This window comes from Streptomyces sp. NPDC060049 (assembly GCF_042736715.1).
In the GTDB taxonomy this organism is placed as follows: Bacteria; Actinomycetota; Actinomycetes; order Streptomycetales; family Streptomycetaceae; genus Streptomyces.
This window is the reverse complement of sequence record NZ_JBHWVV010000026.1, coordinates 84,194-109,678: the sequence shown is the minus strand read 5'-3', so window position 1 is coordinate 109,678 and position 25,485 is coordinate 84,194. Positions and strand designations below refer to the sequence as shown.

The window sequence follows — 25,485 nt, the reverse complement described above, 5'->3', positions numbered from 1 at the left end:
TCGCCACCATGCACAACCTCGCCATGGCTCGGTGAAAGAGCAGCCCAGACCACACATCGACCTGCCCACACCCACCCTTCTGCAACAACCTTTAGAGCCTGTCTCTTGGAAGTGCGGTGCGCATGGTGCTGCATGCCGGATCGAAATCCTGTGGCAGCAGCGCTCGCCCCGCAGCGGCTGATCGAGCGGGTCGTGGGCCTCGACGAGGCGGCAGCGCTGCTGCCTGGCTTCGACCGGGCCTCCCCCGCCGGGATGACGATGATCGATCCGCTCCACGGCTGAATCCACGGCGGATGCAGCCGGGGCGGACGCGGCCGGGGCGGCGGGCGTGGCGTCGGGATTTGTACGGGTTGTCGGGTGATGATGGCACAGTGCGACTTGATCACGTGTCCTATGCGGTGGCCCGCGACAGCTTCGTCTCGACCGTCCAGTGGATCGGATCGGCCCTCGGCGCCGGGTTCGTCGACGGGGGCGTGCACCCGCGATTCGGCACCCGCAATTTTATTCTCCCGCTGAGCGGCGGCACCTACGTCGAGGTCGTCACCACACTCGACCACCCCGCCGCCGACCGCGCACCCTTCGGCCAGGCGGTCGCGCGCCGCGCCGCCGAGGGCGGCGGCTGGCTCGGTTGGGTGGTCTCCGTCGACGACATCACCCCCGTCGAGGCCCGCCTCGGCCGCACCTCGGCCGAAGGCCACCGCGTCCGCCCCGACGGGTTCGACCTGAGGTGGAAGCAGATCGGCCTGCTGGAACTGCTGGAGGACCCGCAACTGCCCTATTTCCTTCAGTGGTCGGTCCCCATCGAGGAGCGCCCGAGCGCCGACCCGCGCACCTCCACCACCATCCACGGGGTCTCCATCGCCGGCGACGCCGCCTCCATCGCCGAATTCCTCGGCGAACCGGCCGACCACCCCCTCGACCAGATCGACGTCACCTGGGTCGAGGATGAGGAACCGGGCCTGGTCTCGGTCGAGTTCGCCACCGCCCACGGCCCGGTCACGATCTGACCAGGGCCCGACTGCCCCGCGGGGGCAGCCGGCGGGGGTCTCCTGGCCAAGGCCGTCTCTTTCCGGAGGAACCGAAGAATTGCAGGTGCGGGCCATGCCGTCTCACGGGCACTTTCAGGCGCCCATCATGTGTACGCCGCCGTCGACATGGACGATCTCCCCGGTGGTCTGCGGGAAGAAGTCGGACAGCAGGCCGACGACGCCGCGGCCGGCCGGCTCCGGGTCCTTGAGGTTCCAGGAGAGGGCCGAGCGCTTCTCCCATACTTCGGCCAGGTCGCCGAAGCCCGGGATGGACTTGGCCGCCATCGACAGGAGCGGGCCGGCCGCGATGAGGTTGCAGCGGATGTTCCGGTCGCCCAGGTCGCGGGCGAGGTAGCGGTTGGTGGATTCCAGGGCCGCCTTGGCCACGCCCATCCAGTCGTAGTGGGGCCAGGTGACGCCGGCGTCGAAGGTCAGGCCGACCACCGAGGCGCCCGGCCGCATGAGGGGCAGGCAGGCCGTGACGAGGGCTTTGTAGGAGAACGCCGACACGTGGACGGCGGTGGCCACGTCCTCCCAGTCCGCGGCGAGGAAGTCGAAGACGCCCTTGGGCCCGAAGGCGACCGAGTGCACGATGCCGTCGAGGGTCGGGGTGTGCTCGCCGATCCGGGCGGCAAGGCCGGCCAGTTGCTCCGGGGACGTCACGTCCAGCTCGATGACCGGGGCGGCCTTGGGCAGCAGCCGGGCGGTGCGTTCGACCAGGGTCAGACGGCCGAATCCCGTGAGGATGACCTCCGCGCCCTCCTCCTGCGCGACCTTGGCCGCGTGAAAGGCGATGGACTGCTCGGTCAGCATTCCGGTGACGAGGATGCGCTTGCCGTCGAGTATGCCGCTCATGATCATCCCTACCGATCCGCCACCCGGGCGCCGGGCGGCTTCGTTGCGTGAGCCGGGAGCCCGTTCCAAGCCCCCGGCGTGAGGGTTCTGCCGGGCCGGTGTCTGCCGGGCCGGTGTCCGTCAGTCCGCATCACCCCGTCCGCAGTGCGGCCACCAGGGGCGGGTCGTCCGGGACTTCCCGCAGTGAAGCGGCGCCCCCGGGGGATCCGAGGGTGGTGAAGAAGTCCGCGTTCGCGCTCCGCCACTGCTCCGGCACGTCGTCCTCGTAGAAGATCGCCTCGACCGGGCAGACCGGTTCGCACGCCCCGCAGTCCACGCATTCGTCGGGGTGGATGTACAGGGCGCGCGTGCCCTCGTAGATGCAGTCCACCGGGCATTCCTCGACGCAGGACTTGTCCTTCACGTCGACGCAGGGCTGGCCGACCACGAACGTCATGGAGTTTCCTTTGCGGCTTGGAGGGGCGGGCGGGGCGGACGGGGCGGGCCGGAGCTCGTCACCGCTCCTTGTCCACCGAGGCCCCGGTGGTCCGGTCTCCCAGGATCAGGACCGTCGCCGCGAGCAGTGCCATGGCCGCGGCGATGACCAGGAAGAGCATGCCGGGGCCGTACGCGTCGAGGACCGGCAGCAGGACGAAGGGCAGCGCGGCGGCACTGAGCTTCGACAGGGAGTACGCCGCTCCCGAAGCGGTCGCCCGGAAGGCGGTGGGGTACTGCTCCGCCAGGTACACGTGCGAGACGTTGGAGAAGACGTTGCTGCAGAGCGTGTAGCCGAACCCGAACGCGACGACGAGCACCGCGGAGTCGGCGTAGGCGAAGCCCATGCCCGTCGCCACCATGGCCGCGGCGACGACGGCCACCAGGGTCTTGCGCTCGTACCGGTCGATGACGGGCAGCGAGAGGGCGGATCCGATGGGGTAGCCCAGGAAGGAGAGGGCGATGAAGCCCAGACCGGTCACCACGCCGTAGCCCTTGGCCGCCAGGATCTGCGGGGCCAGTGCGCCGAAGCCGTAGTAGCCGAAGACGGAGAGGACGCTGAAGATCCACAGCATCGTCGTGCGGCGGCGGTAGCGCTTGGTGAAGATGGTCCGCAGGCGCGGCCGCTGCTCGGTGGGGGCGCCCACGGACGCGGATGCCGATACGGGTGCGGTCGCCGTCGGGCCCTGGAGCGGGCGGCGGGCGACTGGGCCCACGGACTCCGATTCCATCCGCGCGACCAGCACTTCGGCCTCTTCCAGGCGGCCGTTCGCCGCGAGCCATCGCGGCGACTCGATCAGCCGGCGGCGCAGGATCCAGACCACGGCCGAGCCCAGGGAGCCCAGGATGAACAGCCAGCGCCATCCGTCGATGCCGAGCGGGCTCAGGGGTACGAGCCACAGTGCCGCGAACCCGACGGCCGGCACCCCGCAGAAGGCGAGCGTGTAGGCCCACGCCGTGTACCGCCCCCGCTTCGACGCCGGGAGGACGTCCGCGAGGTAGCAGTCGGAGAGCGTCTGCTCGGCTCCGATGCCGATGCCGGCCAGGAACCGTGCCGCGATGAGCCACACCGCGTTGGGTGAGAAGGCCGCCAGCAGCGAGAAGCCCGAGTAGAGGGCGAGGTTGATCAGGAACGCCCGGCGCCGGCCGTACCGGTCCGCGACCCTGCCGAGCGCCAGCGAGCCGATGAACTGTCCGACGAAGGCGGAGGCCAGGACGAGTTTCAGGGTCGTGCCGTTGAAGGCGAAGTCGTTCTGGAGGACTTTGGAGATCGTGCCGGCGAGGTTGTTCTCGAACGTGTCGAACAGCAGGCCGATCCCGACCACGGCGGTGAGCTGACGGTGCGTGGAGGTGATCGGCATGCGGTCCAGCCGCTCGCCGATCGCCGCCGAGGCGGCTCCGTCCGCGCTGCTCTTCGGTGGCGCGGCAGTCTCAAGCATCGGGGGGAGGACTCCTCGTCTGGGCTGCTTTCGCTTCTTCTTCGCCGTGTCGTGACGACCACGGCAGGTCGGCGACCCGCCCGCCTCGGGCCGAGGTCGCCGACCGGTCCGTCCGGAGGTACGCGCTCTGCGGCGCGGGTCAGGCCGCGCGGGTCAGGCCGCGCGCCGGTCCAGGGTCTGCTCGACCTCGCCCCGGCGCACGGGTGCGCTCACCTCGTGGAGGAAGCCGGCCACCTCGCGGTACGAGGCCCAGAAGCCCACCTCGTGGTAAGGGACGCCCCGCTCCGCGCAGTACTCGCGGGTCAGCTCCCGGGCACGGGGCAGGTTCTTCTGCGCCATCGAGGGGAAGAGGTGGTGCTCGACCTGGTAGTTCAGACCGCCGTACATGAAGTCGATGAGCCGGGAAGGACGGATGTTGCGCGAGGTGAGCACCTGGCGCTCCAGCCAGTCCAAGGTCTCCTCCTCGCCGTCGCGGATCTCCATGCCCTTGTGGTTCGGGGCGAAGATCATTCCGAAGTAGAGGCCCTGGACGAACTGCTGGACGACGATGAAGACGACGGCGAGCAGCGGGGAGAGCACGGTGAAGACCAGCGTCAGGTAGATCGCCGCACGCAGCAGGATGAGCGAGGCCTCGAGCACCGGGCGCTTGGTCTGGCCCTGGGCGATCACCTTGATGGCGGTCTTGCTCATCTTGAGGGATTCGAGGACCAGCAGGACGAAGAACAGGACGCTCTGGTATCGGACGATGAAGCGCTTGATTCCCCGGCGGCTGGCGTACTGCTTGAGGTCGAATATCGCGGTGCGACGTCCGATGTCGGGGTCCATGTCCAGGTGGTTGGGGTTGCTGTGGTGCCGGTTGTGGTGGTTGACCCACCACCCGTAGCTCGACCCGTTGATCAGGTTGGCGTGGATGTAGCCGACGGCGGTGGCGACCCGCTTGTCGCGGAACATCGCCTTGTGGCCGGCGTCGTGGAACATGTAGGCGCTCTGCGTCCCGCACAGGCCCATCCACGCGGCCACGACCAGCTGCCACCAGGAGTCGCCGAGCAGGAAGAACGCCGTGAAGCCGGCCGCCAGGAGCAGGGTGTTGAGGGCCAGGCGGCCCGTGTAGTAGCGCGGGTCGAAGTCCAGCAGGCCCTCGGCCTTCACCCGCTTCAAGAGCTCGGAGAACGTCGCGGAGGCTCCTGCGGTCGGTGCGGCAGGAGCCGCAGCCGCAGCAGGAGCCGGAGCGGGAGTCGCACGGCGTGCGTCGAGGGACTCGACCACGCCGTTCTGGGAGGGGACGTGCGGCGATGACATACGGTGCACTCCTTGGGCTGATGTGCCCGGTGGTGAGGCGGTGGCACGGCAGCCGTCCCACGATCAGGAGGCTGCGCGGGGTGGGAGGCAGGAGCCACAAGGTGGCTTCGTGGCCTTGCCCGCACTTGTGCCGTGGCAGTGCGGTGCGTTGCGCCTGGTTCCGAGCCGGCGTGCCACCCAGCCTGGCCTACCGCGCTGATGCGGTTCTGATACCCGGCTGACTGGGGCGATGGCGAGGGCGGCGGCGAGGGCGCGGGCGGGGCAGGGGGCGGCGCGATTCAGGCCGCCGTCGCCTCGTGGGCCAGGCGGTCGTCCAGAGTCAGCAGGATGGAGTCGGCGTCGCGCGCCAGCGTCTCGTCGTCGGGGCATCCCATGATCCGCATGAGGTGCTCGACCATCGACTGTCGGAGCTGGTCGGTACTGAGAGAGGCGTAGGACACGGTCTTCCTTTCGGGGGCGACATGCGGGGGAACGTGCTGGTGACGTGCTTCCACGGATGCGCGGGTGCACGGATGCGCGGATGCTCAGAAGGCGTTGCTGACGCGGAAGATGTGGGCGAACCCTGCCAGCGAGGCCTGGCTCTCGAAGGCGACGTACTCGGGGATGAGGACGTCGGCGGCCCACTTCTGCTTGTAGGCCAGCTGGGTCTGCGCGGGGTAGAGGGCCGAGCCCTCGGCCCACAGGAAGTGCATCAGCCACTGGAACGCCGGACTGTGGCCGGCGACCTCGTGGCCCGCGTCCAGACCCGTGAAGGGCGTGAAGCCGAAGTGCAGCCACTCCACCCCCTCGCCCCGGAACACCTCGAGCGCGTGGGCGTTGATCGCCTCCATCAGCCCGGGAGAGCCGTCCGGGACGCGCCGGCTCAGGTCGTGCATCCAGCCGGCGCGCGAGCCGTACACGGGCGAGTAGGAGATGTACGCGACGGGTGCGCCGTCGATGGTCCCGACGAAGAGCCGGCGGTGCGCCTGCATCGCGCCGCCGATCTGGCCCACCAGGAACTCCAGGGGGCGCGCGCCTTCGCCCTTCGCCCCGAGCCAGGCACGGTCGATCCTCTCCAGGCCGTCCTGCCACTGCGAGGCCTGGACCTCCTGGATCTCCAGGCCGTTGCGGTGCGCTCGGGAGACCTTGTTGCGCAACTGCATGAAGCGGGTGCCGCGCAGGGTGAGGTCCGGTATGCGCACTGCCCAGGAGGCCCCGATCTGATTGACCGTGAAGCCCTGGCGGGCGTAGGCCTCGGCGTCCGCGCGCTGGAGCTGTACGCCGACGAGGCTGAGGCCCTCGTCGTGGACGTACGCGGTGAATCGTTCGAGGAGTGCGTCGTACGAGGTCTGCTCGGCGAAGGGTCCGCCGAACTGGACGGCGTACCGGCCCGCCCGCCGGTAGGAGATCACCCCGTCGATTTCGGGGACGCGGAATGTTTCGTTGCCTTCGTTCAGCGCGAGAAACGAACTGGGATTACCGGCTTGGGTGTGCTTCTGGACGGCCCGGAATACCGGGCTGTCCGTTTCGATCACGGACACGTTTCGCGCTCCCTCTCGGTGGGACTGGGCCGATGGAATTAGAGCATCGGACCGCTCGGCACCGAAAGGGGGTTATCGCGGGATGTCGGAGGCACGTCAGTCCCATGTCAGACCCGTATCAGGGGTGTCTGCCATTGTTGTTCTCGGAACGGCCCGGGCAACACCGGGCAGGTCTGGGAGAGGTGCCCGGAGTGGTTTATCGGGGACCTGAGCTTCGGCTCGAAGGTCGGGTTCATTTTGGACCCGCGCAGGTTCGAATCCTGCCCTCTCCGCGAAACCGGCCCGCGCGAGCGGGCGGTCTGGGAGAGGTGCCCGGAGTGGTTTATCGGGGACCTGAGCTGCGGCTCGAAGGTCGGGTTCTACGGACCCGCGCAGGTTCGAATCCTGCCCTCTCCGCGTGTCGGTCTCCAGGGAGTGCCCCCCGCTCCCTGGTCGTGTGATCCGCCCTGGCAGGCCTGCTCAGCAGGTCTGCCAGGGCGGATCATTTGCGTGGGTGCGCGGGGGGACCGCCCGCCGACGCGGCAGCCCCGCCCGGGGATCAGTAGCCCGCCGAGGCCAGGTCCGGGTCGCCGAGCGTCCGGTGCGCCATTTCGAGGACGCTGCGGCTGATCGCCGCGGAGTCGATGGGCTCCCCGCCGGCGATCAGGTCGTCCAGCAGGCCGTCGGCGGCGTGGTAGACCATGCGGAACGCCCACTCGGGGTCGGCGCTGCGAAAGGCCCCGGCGACCGCGCCGCGCCTGACGAAGTCGCAGATCAGGTTCACGACGCGGGCGTTGGACTCCTTGCACAGTTCCAGCGCCTTGGCGTTCGCCGATCCGTAGACCAGCCGGTGCAGCTCCGCGTTCTCGATGGCGTGGTCGAGGAGCCTTCGCAGCAACTCGTCCATCGTGGGCCACCAGGCTTCCCCCCGCGCGAGGATCTCCTCGGTGGTGTCGTAGAACGCGTTGACGTACTCCTCCCAGAGGGCGCCGAGGACGTGGTCCTTGGTCTCGAAGTACATGTAGAAGCTGCCCTTGCCCATGCCCGCGGCCGTGGTGATGTCCGCGATGGTGGCGTCGGCGAACCCGGTCGTGCCGAAGACCTCGCGGCCGGCCTTCAGGATGTCGGCCCTGCGCGCCTCGGCGGTCTTGACGACGCGCTTTCGCTTTTTCGGGGTCGCGGTCTGAGCCATCTCTGCAGCCCTCCAGGCTTGTTGTGTATACGCCGAGGCTACATGACCGACCGCCGGTCGCTTGCCGGACCGACCGTCGGTCAGTTAGCGTTTGTCATGCCCCGGCCCTAGGGCCCCCCGCTGCCCACCGTGCGGCGGGCCTCCCTCCGCACCCCGTATGAACGTGAGGACGGCATGACAAGTACGACTCCGGAAGCCAGTCGAGGCAAAGGTCTCCTGCTGACCTTCATCTGCATCGGCATCTTCATGGTGTACCTCGACTCGACGATCGTGAACGTGGCGCTGCCCGAGATCCAGCAGGACCTCTCGGCGGACATGACCCAGCTCCAGTGGGTCATCAACGCCTACGCGCTCGTCGTCGCCTGCCTCCTGCTCACGGCGGGCACGCTGGGCGACATCTTCGGACGCAAGCGCATCTTCCTCGGCGGTCTCGTGGGCTTCCTCGCCGCGTCCGTCCTGTGCGCGGTCGCGCCGAACTACGAGTTCCTGCTGGTCGCCCGCGTGCTGCAGGGTGCCGCGGGGTCCATCATGATCCCGGTCTCGCTGGCCCTCGTGTCCACCACCTACCCCGTGCCCGCCGCACGGGCCCGTGCCATCGGCATCTGGGCCGGCATCGGCGGACTCGCCCTCGCGGCGGGCCCGGTGCTCGGTGGCGTACTGGTGGACGCGTTCGGCTGGCAGTCCATCTTCTGGGTCAACCTGCCCTTCGGCGTGGTCGCCCTGGCCGTCCTCTCCGGCAAGCTGACGGAGAGCAAGGCACCCACCCGCCGTCGCGCCGACGTCCTCGGGCAGATCCTGTTCATCGTGGCCATGGCCAGCCTCGTCTACGGCCTGATCGAGGCCAGCGCCCGGGGCTGGAGCGACTCGCTCATCCTCGGATCCTTCGGTGTCGCGCTCTTCGCCCTGGCCGCGTTCGTCGCCTGGGAGCTGCGCCGGCAGGACCCGATGCTGCCGATGAACCTGTTCCGCAGCCCGGTCCTCGTCGTCGCGGGTGCGGTCAACTTCCTCGGCCTGTTCGGCCTGTACGGCAGCATCTTCCTGCTGACCTTCTACCTCCAGCAGGTCAACGGCCTGTCGACCACCGCGGCCGGCGTCCGGTTCCTGGCCCTCAACGTGTCGATCATGGTGTTCTCGTACATCGCCAGCGTGGTCGCCGCCAAGTTCGGCCCGAAGCTCCCGATCCTCATCGGCTCGGTGGCCAGCGCCGTCGGCCTCTTCGAGCTCGCCCAGCTGGAGCCCGGCAGCGGATTCGGCTCCTACTGGTGGGCGATGGCGCTGCTCGGCGCGGGTGTCTCCCTCGTAGGGGCGCCGGCGACCGTCGCGCTGCTCTCCTCCGTCCGCCCGGAGCAGGCCGGTACCGCCTCGGGTGTCTCCAACACCTTCCGCCAGGTCGGCAGCGTGTTCGGCGTGGCCCTGACCGGCACCCTGCTGATCCAGCACCTGCGGGACGCGGTTCCGGACGCGCTGAAGGGCGTGGCCCTGGATCCGGCGGCGCGCAGCGAGGCGGTGGACGTCCTGTCCTCCGGCGACCTGAGCGTCATCGCCGGGCTGCCGGCCGATGCCCGGGGCCCGGTGCGGGACGCGGTGGCCCCGATCTTCACGGACGGACTGCAGATCGGCTTCACCGCGGCCGCCGTCGGGACCATCATCGGAGGCCTGTTGGCACTCGTGATCCTGCCCGGCCGCAAGAAGATGGCGGCGGCCAGGGCCGCGGCTGCGGCGGCAGCCGCCCCCGCGCCGGCGGTTGACGCCCCGCGCGCCGCCTCGGTGTGACCGCGGCAGTCAACGCACCGCAGCGAGCTCCCGCGCCGCTCACCCTCGACGCGCGCTCGCGGCACCCGTACCTCTCACCGGAGCCCCCGTGGAAACCAAAGAACTCTTTCGCGCCTACCAGGAACTGCTCGCCGCGGCTGAGTGCATTGCCGACGACTCGCCGCTGGCCGAGTCCGATCGCGCGCAAGTCGACTGGACGCTGGCCCACATCGCGTTGAGCGATCGGGCCCTGGCCGGTGCGGGACGTGCTGTTCTCGCCAGTCGGGAGGCCCGCCTGGACAACGCCCAGGCCATGTCGAAGTCCGAGATCGGTCGGATCATCTGTTCGACGACCCATAGGGAGCGGGCGGAGATGGTGCGCCGCAACGCGATGGAGCTGATCGACCTGCTGGGCCTCAGTCCTGACGAGGCGGCGGGAGCGACCGTACGGGCCTGCCTGGTCAACCGTGAGGGAGCCGTGGTCTTCGACGACGACCTGAAATGGGGCGACCTGATCCGGATGCGCGCCCAGGAGCACATCCCCGGGCACACGGCGGCCCTGCGTTCCTGGGCGCGCGCGCAGATCGGGTAGACACCTGGAAACCCCTGTCGGCTGCCGGCTTCCGAGCCGGCGCCCGGCCGTTCCCCACGGCCGGGCTTTGCCGCGCGCGGTTCGTAAAATTCCTCGGAGGGGAGCCCAGATTATGTGAGATGAAATACTTTCAGTATGAATGTTCAATGTGACAGGATCGGTTTACGTCAAATGGCTGTGGTGCCACTTGCACAACGGCAGCACTGTCGAAAATTAGCCATCCGACGGCTACGGGGGAAGCGTATGCACAGGTCGTTTTCGGCCATCCGCGTGATTGATGACCGCGGCCGGTTTCGCGCCTCCACGCCAACCAGTCTCCATGTGAGACCACGTCCGTATTCATTTCCACCGAATACATGGCAAGGGAGCACGATGTGCTGAATTTTTCGATTCTCGGGGCGTTAGAGGTGCACACCGGAGCGGGTCAGGTCGAGATCCCCGGAGATCTGCAGCGCACGCTCGTCCAGGTTCTCCTGGTCAGCGAGGGTCAGGCCGTATCCGGCGAAACGCTCATCGATGAGATGTGGGGGGAATCAGCCCCCGACAACCAGGTCAACGCCCTGCAGGCACACGTCAGCCGCCTGCGGCGCCGTCTGAAAACCATGGAGCCCGAGCGCTCCGCATCACGTCTGACCATGCACCCGTCCGGCTACCGCCTCGCCGTGGACGAAGACGAGCTCGACGCCGCCCAGTTCCTGCGCAAGGTCCGCCGTGCCGAGGCGGTCGTCGGCGCCCACCCCGCCGAGGCGGCCGGCCTGCTGCGCTCCGCTCTGTCCATGTGGCGCGGTCCCGTCTTCGGGTCCCTGCCCGGCGGCTCGGTGTGCCGGCTCACCAGCGCCCTGTACGAAGAACACCGGTTGCGTGCCCGGGAGCTGCTGTTCGACGCCGAGCTCAGTGCCGGGCACCACGCGAACATCCTCGCCGAGCTCTACGACGCCCACATCAGCAATCCCCTGCGCGAGCGGTTCTGCGAGCAGCTCATGATCGCCCTGTACCGTTCCGGCCGCCAGGCCGACGCGCTCGACACCTACCGGCGCATGTGGCAGCGCCTCTCCGAGGAGATCGGCGTGCTGCCCTCTCCCTCACTGCGCAGCGTGGAACACGCCATCCTGTCCCACGATCCCTCCCTCACCCTGATGAGCGCCGCCGCGATGCTCCAGCCCGCGTGAGCAGCCCCTCGCCGTGACGCCGCCGCCCGTACGCGCGTAGGCGGGTACGCGTCGGGCCCATCCGCCGCTCCAACCGGCGGATGGGCCCGACACGTCGCCGCGCCTCAGGCGGTGCGCCCTCCGGGCAGGATCGTCCGGAAGCCCGTGTAGGGGACGAGGGCGTCCGGCAGGACCACGCTTCCGTCGGGCCGCGCGCCCTGTTCGAGGAGGGCCGCCACCGTGCGGCCTATGGGCAGGGCGGACCCGTTGAGCGTCGCGGCGGGAACGCTGCGCCCGGTCCCGGAACGGTGGCGGATGCCCGCCCGGCGGGCCTGGAAGGCGCCGCAGTCCGAGACGGAGGAGATCTCCCGGAAGGCCCCGCTGCCCGGCAGCCACACCTCGAGGTCGTAGGTCATCCGTGCGGAGAAGCCCATGTCGCCCGCGGGGAGCAGCATCACGCGGTAGGACAGTTCGAGCTTCTGCAGGCACTTCTCGACGTGTCCGACCATCAGGTCGAACTGGGCCCGGGCGTCCTGCGGCGCGCAGACGCGCACCAGTTCCACCTTCTCGAACTGGTGCAGCCGCAGCAGGCCGCGGGTGTCGCGGCCGTAGGAGCCGGCCTCGGAACGGAAGCACGGGGTGTGGGCGGTGAAGGCGAGCGGCAGCTCGGCGGAGGTGAGCACCTCCCCGGCGACGAGGTTCGTCAGGGGTACCTCGGCGGTCGGGATGAGGAAGAGCTCGCGGTCGCCGACCCGCGTGGCGAAGAGGTCCTCCTCGAACTTCGGCAGCTGACCGGTGCCCGTCATGGTCTCGCGGTTGACGAGGAAGGGGACGGAGTACTCGGTGTAGCCGTGCTCCTCGGTGTGCAGGTCGAGCAGGAAGGCGGCGAGCGCGCGCTCCAAGCGGGCTCCCGCCCCGCGGCCGACGTGGAACCGGGCGCCCGACAGACGCGTGGAGCGCGCGGCGTCGAAGATTCCGAGGCGCTCGCCGATGTCCGCGTGGTGGGGCACGCCGCCGGCGGCGGCCACGGCAGGCCCGCCCCGGCGGATCTCCACGGCCTCCTTCTCGGACCGGCCGTCGGGTACGTGGTCCAGCGGCAGGTTGGGGATCGTCCGAAGCCACTGGCTCAGCTCGGCGCCCGCCGCCCGCGCCTCGGTCTCGGCGTCCTGCACGCGATCGCGCAGGGCGCGTGCCGCCGCGCGTTCCTCCTCGCTCGGGGCACCCGTACGGGCGCCCTTGCCCGTGCGCGCCGCGGCCTTCAGCTGTGCCCGCAGCCGGCTCACCTGTTCTTCGGCGGCCGTCCGCCGACGGGCGGCCGCCTCCAAGGCGTCGAGGTCGAGGGGGTGGTTGCGCCGCGCCAGTTGCCGTACGGCCTCGGGTCCGAGCGCGATGAGCTCGCGTGCGTCGTGCACGGCACTCTCCTTGGTTTCCAGGGGTACGGGAGGGCAGCCGACCCGGCGTCGGATCGGCTGCCCCGGACGGCGTCGGCGGTCAGGCGGCGGCGATGGCCAGAACGGCGTTCTGCCCGCCGAAGCCGCAGGAATTGCTCAGCGCCAGGTCGATGGGCACGGCCATCTCGGTCTCGGCGACCTTGATGTCCATGCGGGGGTCCAGGGTGGTCAGGTTGGCGGTGGGCGGTACGAGCCCCCGTTCCACCGACAGGACGGTGAAGACGGCCTCCACGGCCCCCGCGGCTCCCAAGAGGTGACCCGTCACGCCCTTGGTGGAGGTGACCAGCGGGTCCCCGGTCAGGGTCCGCTTCAGCATGGCGGCCTCGGCCAGGTCGTTCAGAGGGGTCGAGGTGCCGTGGGCGTTGACGTGCTGCACGTCTCCCCGTCCGGCCCCCGCGTCACGCAGGGCGGCGCGCACGGCCGACTCGATCCCGGCGCCCGTCGGATGGGGCGAGGTCATGTGGTGGGCGTCGGCGGACGCCCCGTAACCCACCACGCGCGCCCGGACCCGGGCACCGCGGGCGCGGGCGTCCGCGAGCCTCTCGAGGACCAGCACGCCGGCGCCCTCACCGGCGACGAACCCGTCCCGGTCCGCGTCGAAGGGACGCGAGGCGGAGGCGGGGTCGTCCTCGCGCTGGGACAGGGCGCCCATCTGCGCGAAGCCCGCCATCGCCAGGGGCGTGATCAGGGCCTCGCTGCCGCCGGTCAGGACCACGTCGCAGCGGTCGAGGGCGAGGAGGTCGCGGGCGACGCCCACCGCCGTCGTGCCGGACGCGCACGCCGTGGCCACGACGAGGTTGGGGCCGGTCGCCCCGAACTCGATGGCCGCCTGGCCGGCGAGCATGTTGGGCAGCTGCATGGGCAGCAGGAGCGGGGAGACCCGGCCGGCGCCCTGCTCGAGCAGCACCCGGTGCTGGGCTTCCACCGTGGTGGGTCCCCCGTCACCGTTGCCCAGCACCACACCGACCCGGGCGCCGTCCCAGGTCTTCGGATCCAGCCCCGCGTCGGCCAGCGCCTCACGGGCGGCGACCAGCGCGAACTGTACGAACGGATCGAGGCGCAGGGCGCGCCTGGCTCCCAGCAGGGCATCGGCGTCGAACCCGGGAACGCGGCACGAGATCTTGACCGGGTTCGACTCCAGCACCGGGTCGAAGGCGGCCGTGGAGCGCCCTGAGCGGACCGTCGCCCAGCTCGGCCCCACCCCGATGCCCGCGGGGGTGACGAGGCCGAGACCGGTGACGGCAACATCGATGCCCGCCATCAGATCTTCGCGCCCCGCTGCTCCATGAGCGCCACCATGTCGCCGACGGTGGGCGCTTCCAGCAGCTCGTCGTCGCTGATGGTGAGGCCCAGCTCGGATTCCAGCATGAGGGACAGCTCCACGACGGCCAGGGAGTCGAGTTCGATCTCCTCCCGCGTGGCTTCGGGCGTGATGAGCTCGGGCGAGACCTTCAGCTTGTCGACGAGGAGGCTCTTGAACTGCTCGAACATGATGGTTCCTTCGGTCGTGCGCAGGAGTGCGCGTGGATGTCGCTGCGTCGTACGGGGCCGCGGGGCGGCGGCGGTTCCTCAGAACGGAGTGAGCTCGGGCCAGTGCAGGGCTGTCGCCCCCCAGGCCAGGCCGCCGCCGAACGCGGTGAGGAGGACCTTGTGTCCGGCGGCCAGGCGGCCGTCCTGCGCCGCCTGGGACAGCAGCAGCGGGATCGAGGCGCCGCCGGTGTTGCCGACGTGCTCGATGTTGGACAGCTGCCGCTCGCCCGGGATCTCCAGCCGGTCCGAGACCGCGGTGAGGATGCGGGCGTTGGCCTGGTGCGCGGCGAACCGGTCGACCTCGGCCATGGTCCATCCGCGGCGCCGGACCGCCTCCAGGGAGGCCGCGGTCATCCGTTCCACCGCGTGGCGGTAGGTGTCCCGCCCCCGCATCCGGAAGTAGTGGTCCTCGAGGGGGGCGCTGTGCCCCGAGGAACGCTGCCGCGAGCCGCCTGCCGGCACTTCGATGAGGTCCGCGAGACTGCCGTCGCTGCCCAGGACCAGGGGCCCTATCGCCCCGGGCTCGTCCGGGTGTCCGGCGCGCAGTACGACGGCGCCCGCCCCGTCCGCGAAGATCACGGCGGTGGTGCGGTCGTCGGGGTCGATGATGGTGGTGAAGGCATCGGCGGCCACTAGCAGCACCCGGTCCGCGATGCCCGCCGCGATCAGTCCGGAGGCGGAGGCCAGGCCGTAGAGGAAGCCGGTGCACACGGCCGCCACGTCGAAGGCCGGCACGCCGGTCAGACCGAGACGGGCGGCCACGGCCGGTGCGGTGGCGGGGCACGAGTGGTCCGGTGTCGTGGTGGCGAGCACCACCGCGTCGACGTCGGCGCTGCCCGCGGACTTCAGGGCCCGCTGCCCGGCCTCGACGGCCAGGTCGGAGGTGGCGGTGCCGACGGAGACCACGTGGCGGGTGGCGATTCCGGTGCGGCTGCGGATCCACTCGTCCGTGGTGTCGAGCCGGCGGGTCAGGTCCTCGTTGGTCACCACGTCCGGCGGCACGTACGACCCGATGCCCGCGATGACCGCCGTGCGCCCCTCGGGTGCCTGCCGCGTGGCGGTGGTCATCCCGTGCTCTCCTGCCCGGAGGCCAGGACGTCGACGGGCAGGCCCATGTAGGCCATGCGGGCCTCGGCCATCTCGTCGGTCCACTGCTCGGCCATGTCGTAGCGCTGCTCGGGGGTGGTGTCCAGCATGCGCACGCCGGGCCACAGCTCGTAGTCGCCGATCAGGTCGGCGTGCTCCCGCATGCCCTTCTGGAACATCTCCTCGCGGGGCAGGACGTACTCGCGGTCGGGGAGTTCGTCCCAGAGCCGGACGCCCGCACGCAGGATCTCCAGCAGCCTCGGCTCGTACTCGGGGTGCTTGACGACGTGGTCGCGCAGGATCGTGCTGGCCACGGTCAGGTGCCGGATCTCGTCGATGGCGGTGCCGCGGGAGATCTCCCCGGTGGCGGGCGACAGCGGGGTCCACTTGCGCTCGCTCAGCTCGGCCGCGGGGGCCAGTACGCCCTCGATGACGATGGCGAACACGGCGACCCCGCCGATGAAGTCCGACTGCCCGGTCACGATCTCGTCGGTGAACTCCTTCACCGGCTCCAGGACCCGGCGCCGGTAGTCGGCGGCCATCTCGTCCACGTCCCGCAGCAGGCTGCCGGCGGGGTGACCGAGTTCGACGAGGTGGTTGCGGAACACCCGGGCGTGACGGGCCTCGTCGATGAGCTGGGTCGCGTAGAACTCCATCTCCGGTATGCCCGGCGCGATGGTGACGTAGCGCCCCAGGATCCGGGTGGCCATCTCCTCGGACAGGGCGCGGAAGCCGAACTCCAGGGTGAGGGCGTCCCTCAGCGGGCCGGGCTCCTTGAGGAAGTCGGGAACGACGGCGTCCGCGTGGTGGCCGGTGTCGCCGCGGTCCCGCAGGGTCCCCTGGGCCACGGAGGTGAACCAGTAGGAGAGGTCGCACTCCTCGGGACCGAGGGTCAGTTCTTTCGCTCCGTCGAGCAGGCCGGGTGCCTTGTCCCAGTCGGCCTCTGGCGCCACGGACTCGGTCATGACGTGGTCTCCTTCCTGGTGTGACTGCCCGGCCCGGGGTCCCGGACGGGGGTGGGCGGGCCGCTGAACAGCCCGCCGGCGTAACTGAGCAGGGGGTCGCCGTCACCGACGGCGGCGTGCGTCACGTGGCCGATCAGTACCTCGTGGTCGCCCAGCGGGGTCGAGCCGTAGAGCCGGCAGGTGTAGTGGGCCAGCGCGCCGTCGAGGAGGGGCGCGTGGGCGTACGGGTCGGACTCCCATCCCAGGCCTGCGAACTGCTCCGCCCCGCCGGGGCGCGAGCTGTCGGCGAAGTACCGGGCCAGATCGGCCTGCGCCCCGGTGAGGACGTTGACCGCGTAGCGGCCCGCCGCCGCGGCCAGTGCGGCGAACTGCGACCCGCTCCTGAGGCAGGTGCCCAGCAGCAGCGGTTCCCGGGACACGGTGGTCACGGTGCTCACGGTGGTCCCGTGCAGGACGCCTCCGTGGCTGACGGTCAGCACGGCCACCGGGGCGGTGAGGTGGTACAGGGCCCGGCGCCGGCGCAGGCGTCCGTCGGGACTGCGGTGCCCGGCCGGCAGCCCGGTGCGCGGGCGGAGCGCGGTGCTCATCGCGTCGCCTCCTGACGGACGCGCTCGCTTGCGGCGGCCGTCGTCCGCGCGGCGGGGACGTGTCCGACGGGCGCGGGGTCCGAGACGTGGCCCACGGGCTTGGGGTGCTTGAGGCCCAGGTCGTCCAGGAGGCTCAGGTAGCCGGGCTGGCGCACCGGCTCGAAGGGCAGGGCGAAGGACTTCATGAAGTTGCCGAAGAGGCCCCGGTCACCGAAGAGGTGGAAGGGGATCACCAGCAGCGCCCACTCCGGCCCGATCAGCCAGCACCACAAGGCCGCGACCGCCGCCTGGGTGATCAGGCTGTGCATCACGTTGTAGAGCACGTAGTACGTCTTGGATATCGGGCGGCCGCCGCTGCGCCGGAAGGCGATGGCGCCGGGGAGGTACCCGATCAGGTCGATGTAGAAGAACAGCAGGACGGCCGGCACCCATCGGATGTCGCCCAGGTGGGCGATGATCAGACCGGTGGTGACGGCCAGGGCGACGAGGTACTCGGCCCGGTGGAGCGAGTAGGTGCGCGGGGTCTCGAACGGGTTGGCCTGATCCACGGTTCAGCTCCTGTCGGGGCAGCGGGTCACGCCGCGACGTTCTCTGGGCGGGCGTCGCTGAGGTTGGCGTCGCCGAGCAGCGTGGAACCGGGGAACAGGCCGGTCACCGCCCAGGCCACGCTCTCCTTGATGACGCGCTCGGCGATGGGGTCGAGGATCCCCTCGAGGCTGGGGATGCCGAAGTCGAAGTCGGCCTCGAACTCGACGGTGACGTCGGCGCCGTCCTGGCGCAGCGTCCACAGGCCGACGAAGCTGTCGAAGTCGCCGTCGGTCTGCTCGAAGCGGGCGGTCAGGTCCTGGACGGAGAACTCGTCCTTCTCGGTCCAGCGCAGCAGACCGCTGCGGAAGTGCAGTTCCCAGCTGGAGCTGCACTCGGCGGCGGGCAGCGTGCCGTGCACGGTGGTGGTGTGCACGTGCGGTGCCAGGTCGGGGTACTTCTCCCACTGGATGACCGCGTCGAAGACGGTCCGGGCGTCCTGGGAGGGAACCAGGACCTTGAGTTCTACGTGTCGCACGGTCAGTTACCGCCTTCCGGCATCGTGGCCGCGCCCCGTATGAGGTCACGGGTGGCCTTGTCGAAGGAATCGAGGAGGAACTGCACTTCGGGGTCGGTCAAGGTGGCCGGCGGCGTGAAGCGCACCACCGCACTGCCGTTCATCGAGTGGTTGGCGACGATGCCGTGGTTGAACAGCTCGATCAGCAGCTCGCCGGCGAGCCCGGCCTCGACCAGCTCGACGCCGATCAGCAGGCCGCGGCCGCGGACCTCCACCAGCTGGTCGGGGATGTTGCGGCGGGCGATCTCGGTGAGCTTGGGCAGCAGGGTGCCGCCGAGGTCGACGGCCTTGGTGACGAGCCGCTCTTCCTTGATCGTCTCGATGGACGCCTGGACGGCGGCCATGAGCAGCGGCTGCCCCGAGAACGTCGCGGTGTGGAGGAAGGGGTCCTTGTCGAAGGGGCGGAACGCCTTGCGGGTGGCGACCGCGGCGGAGACCGGCAGTACGCCGCCGCCCAGGGCCTTGCCCGTCAGCATGACGTCGGGGACGACGCCCTCGACGTCCGCGCCCCACCACTCGCCGAGCCGGCCCAGGCCGGACTGGATCTCGTCGAGGATGAGGAAGCCCTCGTACTCGCGGACCAGTTCCTCGACGCGCTTGAGGTAGCCCTTCGGCGGGATGATCACGCCGCCCTCGCCCTGGACGGGTTCGAGGATGACGCAGACCTCGCCGGGATGGGCCGCCAGCTCGGCCTCCAGCGCGTCCGCGTCGCCGAACGGCAGGTGCAGGAAGTCCGGTACGAGCGGCCGGAAGGGCTCCTGGTAGACGTCCTTGGCGGTGGCGGACAGCGCGCCGAGGGTCTTGCCGTGGTAACCGCCGCGCATGGAGACGGTCCGCTTGAAGCCGTTGGCGCGGGCGAGCTTGAGACCGGTTTCCACGGCCTCGGAGCCCGACAGGGCGAAGTGCACGCGGTCCAGGCCCTCGGGCATGACCGATACGAGTGCCTCGGCGGCGCGGGCGGCGGTCGGCTCGAGGAGGATGCGGGTCGCGGCGGGGTGGGTGTGCAGCTGGCGCTGGACGGCCTCGACGACCCGGGGGTGGCGGGCGCCCATGATGAAGACGCCGTAGCCGCCGGCGTTGAGGAAGCGCTCGCCGTCGCTGGTGGTCAGCCAGGCTCCGGAGGACTCCACCTCCATGTGGCTGCCGAAGAGCTCGGCGAGCGTTGCCCGGCCCTTGCTGAGGTGCGCCCGGTAGAGGCGCAGGATCTCTGCCTCCGTGGTCGGCGCGGCGGCGCCGGGCCGGGCTTCCTGGATCACGGTCACGAGTGGTCACTCCCAAGTGGTGCGGGGCTGGAGCAGGAATCGCGGGTGCGGGCGGCGGCCGGTACGAGGACGCGGCGGCGCGTCTCAGGCCAGCTCAAGGGACCCGCCGGCGAAGTAGCGCAGGAGCGGTTCGGCCGCGGCGGGCCTGGCCGGCGGGTGGAAGGCCAGGGGCCGCACCGAAGCGGCGAGGGTGGCGTTCGGGGAGCCCTTGATGAAGTCCATGCCGCCGAGGAGTTCCAGCGCCCGGTTGGCGTTGGCGACCAGCGCGTCCTGGACGGTGTAGCGGGCGATCAGGGCGCCGGCCACCGCCTCCTCGCCTTCGACCCCGCTCTCCACGGCGCGCGCGGCGCCTTCGAGCAGGGCGACGGCCGCCTCGTGGGCGATCGCGAGGGCCGCGCGTTCGGTGGGGTTGCCCCGCTCGTGCGTGACCACCTCTTCGACGAGGGCGGCGGTTGCTCCCGTGTATCCGGCGGAGATGAGCAGGACGAACCAGATGAACCCGGCCGTCTGCAGGTCGTCCAACCGGGTCGGGTCGTCGGCCGAGGTCCGTACCACCAGCTCGTCCGGTACGAACACGTCCTCCAGGCGGACCTCGTCGCTCTCGGCCCCGGCCAGCAGGCCGGTCCCCCAGAACGGGTGGACGCTCAGGCCGGCCGAGTCCGCCGGCACGATGGCGAGGGCGAGCTCGGGGGCGCCGTCGGCGCCGGGTACGGAGATGCTGGCCGTCAGCAGGTCCATCGAGGAGGAGAGGCTGCAGGGCTTCTTGGAGCCGCGCAGGAGGTAGCCGCCCTCGGTGGGCACCGCGGCCACGGTCGGGGCGAGGATGTTCTGCTGGGTGCGTCCCTCCGCCCAGCCGGAGGCCATGAGCTTCTGCTCGGGCACGATCCGGTGCAGGAGGTCCACCTGGGCGGGCGTCAGCCTGTCCTGCCGGTCGGCCAGCGCGTAGAGCATGGCGGCGGTGAAGTGGTGCATGGTCGTGGCGGCGGCCAGCGACGGCGCCACCGCGCCCAGGGCCTCCTGGACGCGGACGGCCTCCAGCGGGGACGCCCCGTCGCCGCCGAACGCGGTGGGGATGAGCAGTCCGACGCCGCCGTGGGCGCGGAAGAGGTCGATGGCGGCGCTGCCGGGCTTCTCCCGTTCGTCGAAGGGGATCTCCTCCAGGGCTTTGAGGAGCCCCGGGTGGTAGTGCTCGCAGACGGCGCGGGCTCGGTCGAGGGAGCGCACGGGTACCTCCGGTGGGAGAGGGGGATTCGGGGGCGGGGGGCTCAGGCGCCGAAGACCGCCTCGTAGGGGCTGACGTCGCGGGCGATGCTCACGCCCTGGAGGTGGGATGTCTTGAGCATCGGGTAGTTGGCCTCGCCGAAGGCTCCGCCGGTCAGGCCGGTGCCGCCGTGCGTGGGCAGGTACGGGACGCACCCCATGTGGGAGTCGTTGATCTTCAGCAGTCCGCCGTTGGTGACCTGGCGCACGAAGGTGTCGATGACGTCCTCGGACCGGGCCCACAGCGAGTTGCGCAGTCCGTAGGGGTTGGAATTGGTGAAGTCGACGAACCGGGCCAGGAGCTCCTGGTCGGCGGCGGGTTCGGCGACGATGACGGGGATCAGCGGAAAGAACGTTTCCTCGCGGACGATGTCGAAGTCGCGGGCACGGGCCAGGCCGTCGACCCGCACCACGGTGGGCTGCAGGAACACACCGGTGTCCGAGGGGGTGCCGTCGACCTCCATGCGGCGCCCGCCGGTGACGAGCGATCCACCCTGGTCCAGGGCCTGGTTGAGGAGGCGGAAGAACCGCTCGCTGCGCCGGACCGGCGAGAGCAGGACGTCCTCCTCCTCCGGATAGCCGGGCCGTATCCGCTTGACCTGCTCCTTGAGCTCGGCCAGCAGTTCGTCGGCGACGGCGGGGTGCACCAGCACGCCGTTGGGGACCATGCAGATCTGGCCCGAGCCGTAGAAGGCCTCGGTGATGGCCTCGACGGCCTTGGGGATGTCCGCGTCGGACCAGACGACGACGCTGTCGTTGCCGGCCAGCTCCAGGATGGCCTTCTTGCCCTTCGCGACGCACTGCTGCTCGAAGCGCAGGCCCTCCTGGCTGCCCCCGATGTAGAAGATGTCGTCGATCAGGGGGCTGTCGATCCAGCGGTCCAGCGTCTGCTTGGGGTTGGCGCACAGGGCGTTGAGCGTGCCCGGCGGGGCGTCCAGCTCCTCCAGGATCGGGGCGACCACGTCCCGCATCAGCCACATGGTGCTCAGCGCGATGCTGCGCGGGGCGCGCATGACGACGGCGTTGCCGGACATCAGGCACAGCACTCCGAGGGCCGCGCTGGGCAGCGGGGCGTTCTGCGGGGGGTTGAAGGCGACGACGCCGTCGGGCTGGCGGCGCACGATCAGCCGGCGGTCCCCGTGCCGGAACTCGGTGTGCATCTGCTCCTGGTACCAGCCGAGGCTCTCCTCGCTGAAGATCTGGAGCAGGGAGCTGTGTTCCCAGCGGGCGAGCTTGGCGGGGTGGGCCTCCGCGATCAGCATCTCGATGAACTCGTCGCGGCGCCGTTCGAGCTCTTCGCGGAAGCGGTGGCCCAAGCGCATGCGGCGTTCCAGCGGGAAGGCGGCCCAGCCGGGTGCGGCGGCCGCGGCGGCCTCGCTCGCCAGGTCGATGGCGTCGTCGCCGGCGATCGCGCAGCGTCCCACGACGTAGGGGTGCTGGGCCGCGTCCGACGCGGCGTCCTGCTCCAGCCTCCGCTTGAGCGTCACGCTGGTGAACACGTCCTCGAGGAGGGATCTGCCGCTCACGGTGTAGACCCATCCGTCGCCTTCGATGTCCTTGCCGGCGACGTAGAGCTTGTAGCTGCGCAGGGGTGCCTGGCGTTCTTCTGCCGCGGGGTCAGAAGAGGCAGAACGTACGGAGGACTGCTCCTCTGTTGTTCCGTCCGAGAGCATGGTTGGCCTTTCCGGGTGGGTCCCAGTGCTGACCGGCACGTGAGAACGGGGCGCCGGAGTCCGATCGTTGCAGTTGGCTCTGACCCGGTTCTGACACCGAGCTGATGCTGACGTCGGGGCGGCCGCGGCCGCCCGCGGGACCGGACGCGGGGCGCGGCCCGATGACCGAAACGGGTCGGGACGGGTTCGCCCGAGCAGATTGACCGACGGTCGGTCATATGGTTACGGTCGAAGGGAGAAGAAGATCACCTGCCGGCCTCCGGCCGGACAACCCTTCCCTTCCGCTCCCGCCCACGTGTGAGGACGACATGCCCAACGACCCCCAGGCGCCGGCCACGACCCCGCCGCGTGCGGCCCGCCCCCGAAAGGCCCTCATCGTCGCCAACCCGACGGCCGGCACCATGCACACCGGGGCGCTGACGGAAGTCACCGACCTGTGCCGAGAACGCCTCGAGCGGGTCGACATCCACATCACGACCCACCGGGGAGACGCCCGCGACGTCGTGAGCCGGGCACTGGGCGAACCACAAGGAGCGGCCCCGGACCTGGTCATCGCGATCGGCGGCGACGGCACCGTGGGCGAAGTCATCGCGGGGATGGCGGACGGCCGTCAGCCCGCCACGTCCGCGCTCGCCATCGTCCCGGCGGGCACGGGCAACTCCGGCTACCGGATGCTCTGGGGCGACCTCCCCTGGCAGGACGCCCTGCGGGCCGCGCTCACCGGCCCCTCCGGGGACACGCGGGAGCGCCGCATCGACCTCGCGCTCCTCGTGGAGACCGGCGCCCTCGTCTTCCTCGGCGCGTGCAGCGGCGTCATCGCGCAGGCCCTGGAGACCGCCCGGGGCATCCCCCTGACCGGACCCGCCCGCTACGAACGGGCCCTGGCCGAGACCGCGCGGACGTTCACCGGCTACCCCGGCCGCGTCACCGTCGACGGAGCCGTCGTCCACGAGGGCGGAACCGTCTTCGCCAACGTCGGCGGCGGACGCATCCGCGGCGGCCAGTACCTCGTCCTGCCCTGGTCGGAACCCGACGACGGGCTCCTCGACGTCTGCGTCCTCGGATCCGACGTGCACCCCACCGAGGTGGCCGAACTGACCCTGACCGGCGCACACCTGGACCGCCAGGGCGTCGTCTACGCACGCGGACGCACCATCCGCGTCGAACGCCTGGACGGCCGGCCCCTGCGCTTCGAGCACGACGGAGAGCTCCAGCCCGCCTCCGGACCGGCGATGACCTTACGGGTCCTGCCCGCGATGATCCCCGTATGGGGCGCGCCGGCCACCGAGCCCGCGGCCGCCGCGTGACGGGCCTGGACGGCGGCGGCCGCCTGACGTCCGAGGACGGCGCGCGCGCACCGGCTCCCGAGGGCGCCGCGGCTTCCCCCACCCATCAGGGAGCCGGTCCGGGGCGCCCCGCCGCGCTGGCCGAACTCGCGCGATGGGCCGCCGCACTCCGCCCCCAGGACGTGCCCGAGCGGGTGCTCTCGCTCGCCGCCAGCCAGCTCCTCTCCCAGCTCGCCTCCATCCGGGCGGGCGCCGAACAGCCCCTGGGCCGGCGCATGGTCCAGGCGTTCGGCCCCCCGTTCCAGGACGACCCGCGGACCTCGGCCTGCGTCCTGGCCGGCCTCGGGTCCTGGCTCAACCTCGACGACACCGCCTACGCCGGGCACCTGTCCAACTCGACCGTCGCCGTCCCCCTCGCGTACGCGCACCACCTCGGCCTGGACGGCGCCGCCCTGCTCACCGCGATCGTCGCGGCCAACGAATGCGCCGCCCGTGTCACCGCCGCGGCGACCCTGGGCCCCCTGCGAGGACAGAGCGCCCTGCACACGCACCTCGTCGGTGCCACCGCCGGCCGGCTGCACTGCGAAGGCGCCGACGCCGATACGTGGACCAACGCCCTCGGCCTGGCCCTCGCCATGCCCCCGTGGCCCCTCATGCGGGCCTTCCTGGCCAGCGACGCCCGCCTGTTCAACGCCTTCTCCCCCGTCCGTACCGCCATGGACGCCTGCGACGCCGCGACCGCCGGCTTCCAGGGCCCTTCCGACCTGCTGGAACACCCCGACGGCTTCCTCGCGCGCTTCGCCACCGTGCCCCTGGTCAGCGCCGTCACCGACGGCCTGGGCGAGCGCTGGCACACCGACACCCTGTCTTTCAAGATGCACCCCGGCGGACCCGGCGTCGACGCGGCCATCGACTGCGCGCTCGACCTGCACCGCGAGCTCTCGACCGGCCGCACCGCCCACGTCACCGACACCGCCGGCGCTGCCGAGATCGAGATCGCCGAGATCGCCGAGATCGTCGTCGAGACCTCCCTCTACACGCTCGCCGCCCAACGCACGGCGGAACGCTACGTCGACGGCCCCGGAGCCCCCCTCGGCGCGCTCGTCCTGCACACCCCGTACGCCGTCGCGACCGCCCTCCTGACGGGCGACCTGACCGTCGCCGACTTCACCGCGCCCCGCCGCGACGAGGAGTCGCGCTGGCGAACCGCCCGACGCGTCCGGCTCGTCCACGACCCCGCCATGACCCGGGCCCTGCTCACCTCGGAGGCGCCGTTCGGAGAGGCGGTCCGCCAGGCCGGCCCCGACGCCGAGGCCTGGCTCGAAGGCTTCGGCGGACCGGAGCTGGTCGCACTGGCCGCCGCAGCGCGACGACCCGGGGGCCCGGCCGGCTTCGTGCGCGCGTCGAAGCTCACCGGGGCCCGCGTCAGCGTCCGCCTCGCCGACGGCCGCACCGCGACCAGGGAGCGCATGATCCCCCTCGGCGCCGCGGGTCCCCACACCCGTGAGCACCACGCCCGCCTGATGCGGCAGAAGTTCACCGGCCTGGGCGGGCCGCACCACGTGGCGCAGTCCCTCGCGGAGGTCCGCGCCATGTCCCCCGCAGCCCTCCGCACCTGGACCGGCGCAGCCCTGAGCTGACCGTCACGACCGCCAGCCACGGCGTCAAGAGCCCCACCCAAGAGCCACGACCGAGAGCCGGCCCGATGACCACCCACAGCACCCCGCGCCGCGGACCAGGCGGCAACGGCACGAGGAGTACCCCGGACCGGCACGCCGACATCCTGGAGGCCGGCCTCACCCTCTTCGACGCCATCGGATTCGCCGAGGCCACCGTCGCGGACATCACCAAAACGGCCGGCATCGCCAAGGGCACCTTCTACTGGTACTTCGACTCCAAGGACCACGTACTCGGCGCCCTGTGGGAGCGGTCCGTCGACTCCCTCATCACCCGTGCCCAGGCCATCCTCGACGAAGGCGAGCAGTGGTGGCGCACCCTGGACCGC

25 protein-coding genes, 2 tRNA genes and 1 pseudogene are annotated in these 25,485 nt (G+C 71.0%); 10 read left to right on the top strand and 18 right to left on the bottom strand.

The genetic code is table 11. The features are described 5' to 3' along the window. Positions 1–150: 150 nt before the first annotated feature. Positions 151–282 (top strand): hypothetical protein, encoded by a 132-nt coding sequence (locus ACFWBY_RS34125; RefSeq protein WP_267824546.1) that lies wholly within the window; start codon positions 151–153, stop codon positions 280–282. Between the two features lie 89 nt (positions 283–371). Continuing rightward, entirely contained in the window at positions 372–1,007 is a 636-nt protein-coding gene (locus tag ACFWBY_RS34120) for a VOC family protein (RefSeq protein ID WP_327280807.1), read from the top strand. Positions 1,008–1,121: 114 nt separating this feature from the next. On the opposite strand, the gene fabI is transcribed toward ACFWBY_RS34120, so the two are convergent. From fabI to ACFWBY_RS34090, 6 genes are all read right to left on the bottom strand, one after another. Next, positions 1,122–1,883: an enoyl-ACP reductase FabI gene (gene fabI / locus ACFWBY_RS34115; protein ID WP_385337280.1), complete on the bottom strand. Its 762-nt coding sequence runs from the start codon at positions 1,881–1,883 to the stop codon at positions 1,122–1,124. 130 nt (positions 1,884–2,013) lie between these two features. Beyond that, positions 2,014–2,319 (bottom strand): ferredoxin, encoded by a 306-nt coding sequence (fdxA, locus tag ACFWBY_RS34110; protein WP_385337277.1) that lies wholly within the window; start codon positions 2,317–2,319, stop codon positions 2,014–2,016. A gap of 58 nt (positions 2,320–2,377) precedes the next feature. Next, positions 2,378–3,796 carry an MFS transporter gene (locus ACFWBY_RS34105; RefSeq protein WP_385337275.1) on the bottom strand — a complete coding sequence of 473 codons (1,419 nt, stop codon included), beginning with the start codon at positions 3,794–3,796 and terminating at the stop codon, positions 2,378–2,380. Positions 3,797–3,949: 153 nt separating this feature from the next. Continuing rightward, the gene (locus ACFWBY_RS34100) at positions 3,950–5,095 is read right to left on the bottom strand and encodes an acyl-CoA desaturase (RefSeq protein ID WP_385337272.1); all 1,146 of its coding nucleotides are present in this window, start codon (positions 5,093–5,095) and stop codon (positions 3,950–3,952) included. 278 nt (positions 5,096–5,373) lie between these two features. Then, positions 5,374–5,535: a hypothetical protein gene (locus ACFWBY_RS34095; RefSeq protein WP_385337269.1), complete on the bottom strand. Its 162-nt coding sequence runs from the start codon at positions 5,533–5,535 to the stop codon at positions 5,374–5,376. Between the two features lie 84 nt (positions 5,536–5,619). After that, positions 5,620–6,615: a DUF2156 domain-containing protein gene (locus ACFWBY_RS34090; RefSeq protein ID WP_385337266.1), complete on the bottom strand. Its 996-nt coding sequence runs from the start codon at positions 6,613–6,615 to the stop codon at positions 5,620–5,622. Between the two features lie 176 nt (positions 6,616–6,791). Here ACFWBY_RS34090 and ACFWBY_RS34085 point away from each other — a divergent pair. Together ACFWBY_RS34085 and ACFWBY_RS34080 are read left to right on the top strand one after the other, a co-directional pair. After that, a tRNA-OTHER gene (locus ACFWBY_RS34085) sits at positions 6,792–6,887 on the top strand. A 30-nt stretch (positions 6,888–6,917) separates the two neighbouring features. Continuing rightward, positions 6,918–7,011: transfer RNA gene (locus ACFWBY_RS34080), tRNA-OTHER, on the top strand. 142 nt (positions 7,012–7,153) lie between these two features. Here ACFWBY_RS34080 and ACFWBY_RS34075 read toward each other — a convergent pair. Continuing rightward, positions 7,154–7,786, bottom strand: a complete 633-nt coding sequence (locus tag ACFWBY_RS34075; RefSeq protein WP_385337264.1) for a TetR/AcrR family transcriptional regulator — start codon at positions 7,784–7,786, stop codon at positions 7,154–7,156. 174 nt (positions 7,787–7,960) lie between these two features. Between ACFWBY_RS34075 and ACFWBY_RS34070 the strand changes: the two genes are divergently transcribed. The 3 genes from ACFWBY_RS34070 (at position 7,961) to ACFWBY_RS34060 (ending at position 11,299) form a co-directional block, all read left to right on the top strand. Continuing rightward, the gene (locus tag ACFWBY_RS34070; RefSeq protein ID WP_385337261.1) at positions 7,961–9,559 is read left to right on the top strand and encodes a DHA2 family efflux MFS transporter permease subunit; all 1,599 of its coding nucleotides are present in this window, start codon (positions 7,961–7,963) and stop codon (positions 9,557–9,559) included. A gap of 88 nt (positions 9,560–9,647) precedes the next feature. Then, complete coding sequence (locus tag ACFWBY_RS34065; protein ID WP_385337259.1) at positions 9,648–10,130, top strand: hypothetical protein; 483 nt, start codon at positions 9,648–9,650, stop codon at positions 10,128–10,130. Positions 10,131–10,537: 407 nt separating this feature from the next. Then, complete coding sequence (locus ACFWBY_RS34060) at positions 10,538–11,299, top strand: BTAD domain-containing putative transcriptional regulator (protein WP_385337256.1); 762 nt, start codon at positions 10,538–10,540, stop codon at positions 11,297–11,299. Between the two features lie 104 nt (positions 11,300–11,403). Here ACFWBY_RS34060 and serS read toward each other — a convergent pair whose 3' ends face one another. The 11 genes from serS to ACFWBY_RS34005 form a co-directional block, all read right to left on the bottom strand. Further along, positions 11,404–12,690, bottom strand: coding sequence for a serine--tRNA ligase (serS, locus tag ACFWBY_RS34055; RefSeq protein ID WP_385337254.1), 1,287 nt, complete (start codon positions 12,688–12,690; stop codon positions 11,404–11,406). Positions 12,691–12,769: 79 nt separating this feature from the next. After that, positions 12,770–13,990 carry a beta-ketoacyl-[acyl-carrier-protein] synthase family protein gene (locus tag ACFWBY_RS34050; protein WP_385337252.1) on the bottom strand — a complete coding sequence of 407 codons (1,221 nt, stop codon included), beginning with the start codon at positions 13,988–13,990 and terminating at the stop codon, positions 12,770–12,772. Continuing rightward, positions 13,990–14,220, bottom strand: a complete 231-nt coding sequence (locus tag ACFWBY_RS34045; RefSeq protein ID WP_385337250.1) for an acyl carrier protein — start codon at positions 14,218–14,220, stop codon at positions 13,990–13,992. The genes ACFWBY_RS34050 and ACFWBY_RS34045 overlap by 1 nt, the downstream gene beginning before the upstream one ends. 78 nt (positions 14,221–14,298) lie before the next feature. Beyond that, on the bottom strand, positions 14,299–15,327 hold the full coding sequence (locus ACFWBY_RS34040) for a beta-ketoacyl-ACP synthase III (RefSeq protein WP_385337248.1): 1,029 nt from the start codon (positions 15,325–15,327) through the stop codon (positions 14,299–14,301). Further along, positions 15,324–16,310: a VlmB-like protein gene (locus ACFWBY_RS34035; RefSeq protein WP_385337245.1), complete on the bottom strand. Its 987-nt coding sequence runs from the start codon at positions 16,308–16,310 to the stop codon at positions 15,324–15,326. Before ACFWBY_RS34035 ends, ACFWBY_RS34040 begins: the two co-directional genes overlap by 4 nt. Then, the gene (locus tag ACFWBY_RS34030) at positions 16,307–16,897 is read right to left on the bottom strand and encodes a flavin reductase family protein (RefSeq protein WP_385337242.1); all 591 of its coding nucleotides are present in this window, start codon (positions 16,895–16,897) and stop codon (positions 16,307–16,309) included. Before ACFWBY_RS34030 ends, ACFWBY_RS34035 begins: the two co-directional genes overlap by 4 nt. Next, positions 16,894–17,445, bottom strand: a complete 552-nt coding sequence (locus ACFWBY_RS34025) for a hypothetical protein (RefSeq protein WP_385337239.1) — start codon at positions 17,443–17,445, stop codon at positions 16,894–16,896. Before ACFWBY_RS34025 ends, ACFWBY_RS34030 begins: the two co-directional genes overlap by 4 nt. Positions 17,446–17,471: 26 nt before the next feature. Continuing rightward, the gene (locus ACFWBY_RS34020) at positions 17,472–17,960 is read right to left on the bottom strand and encodes a type II toxin-antitoxin system RatA family toxin (protein WP_385337236.1); all 489 of its coding nucleotides are present in this window, start codon (positions 17,958–17,960) and stop codon (positions 17,472–17,474) included. 2 nt (positions 17,961–17,962) lie between these two features. Continuing rightward, entirely contained in the window at positions 17,963–19,261 is a 1,299-nt protein-coding gene (locus ACFWBY_RS34015; protein ID WP_385337232.1) for an aspartate aminotransferase family protein, read from the bottom strand. Positions 19,262–19,345: 84 nt separating this feature from the next. Beyond that, the gene (locus tag ACFWBY_RS34010; protein WP_385337229.1) at positions 19,346–20,485 is read right to left on the bottom strand and encodes an acyl-CoA dehydrogenase family protein; all 1,140 of its coding nucleotides are present in this window, start codon (positions 20,483–20,485) and stop codon (positions 19,346–19,348) included. A gap of 41 nt (positions 20,486–20,526) precedes the next feature. Next, positions 20,527–22,194 carry an aldehyde dehydrogenase family protein gene (locus ACFWBY_RS34005; RefSeq protein WP_385337226.1) on the bottom strand — a complete coding sequence of 556 codons (1,668 nt, stop codon included), beginning with the start codon at positions 22,192–22,194 and terminating at the stop codon, positions 20,527–20,529. 308 nt (positions 22,195–22,502) lie between these two features. On the opposite strand from ACFWBY_RS34005, the gene ACFWBY_RS34000 reads away from it, so the two are divergent. The 3 genes and pseudogenes from ACFWBY_RS34000 to ACFWBY_RS33990 form a co-directional block, all read left to right on the top strand. Then, positions 22,503–23,501 (top strand): diacylglycerol/lipid kinase family protein, encoded by a 999-nt coding sequence (locus ACFWBY_RS34000; protein ID WP_385337223.1) that lies wholly within the window; start codon positions 22,503–22,505, stop codon positions 23,499–23,501. Next, complete coding sequence (locus tag ACFWBY_RS33995) at positions 23,462–25,120, top strand: MmgE/PrpD family protein (RefSeq protein WP_385337220.1); 1,659 nt, start codon at positions 23,462–23,464, stop codon at positions 25,118–25,120. Before ACFWBY_RS34000 ends, ACFWBY_RS33995 begins: the two co-directional genes overlap by 40 nt. A 65-nt stretch (positions 25,121–25,185) precedes the next feature. Further along, positions 25,186–25,389: pseudogene (locus tag ACFWBY_RS33990) on the top strand (TetR/AcrR family transcriptional regulator); the annotation flags it as partial. Positions 25,390–25,485: the final 96 nt, after the last annotated feature.